The organism is Brevundimonas sp. P7753 (genome assembly GCF_013386595.1).
Classification (GTDB): Bacteria; Pseudomonadota; Alphaproteobacteria; order Caulobacterales; family Caulobacteraceae; genus Brevundimonas; species Brevundimonas bullata.
On the sequence record NZ_JACARP010000299.1, the window covers coordinates 1 to 354 of the forward strand.

Consider the following 354-nt stretch of genomic DNA (forward strand, 5'->3'; position numbering starts at 1 on the left):
GTATTTCATCCGCGTCGCCGCCGCCGCCCGCACCGCCATCGGCGTGGCCGCCGGTCAGACCCTGGCCCAGGCGTCGCAAGCCGTGATCGACCGCATCGGCGGCCTGGGCGGCGACGGCGGCCTGATCGCCCTGGACCGCCAAGGCAACATCGCCGCCCCCTACAACAGCCAGGGCATGAAGCGCGCCTGGCTGACCACCGACGGCGAGGTCGGGGTTCAGGTCTTCGACCAGTAATTCTTCTCCGCTCATCCCCGCGGAGGCGGGGACCCAGTGCCTTGGCATCACATGCTGCGGCCTATTTGATCGCAGCTTCACCCACGCTCGGCGTGTGAGGTTCTTACTGGGTCCCCGCC

Annotated in this window: 1 protein-coding gene; it reads left to right on the forward strand. The window is 68.9% G+C overall.

Going from position 1 to position 354, the window contains the following annotated elements:
• A partial coding sequence (locus tag HX774_RS19660; RefSeq protein ID WP_178829050.1) for an isoaspartyl peptidase/L-asparaginase occupies positions 1-235 on the forward strand: 235 nt, incomplete at its 5' end.
• Positions 236-354: the final 119 nt, after the last annotated feature.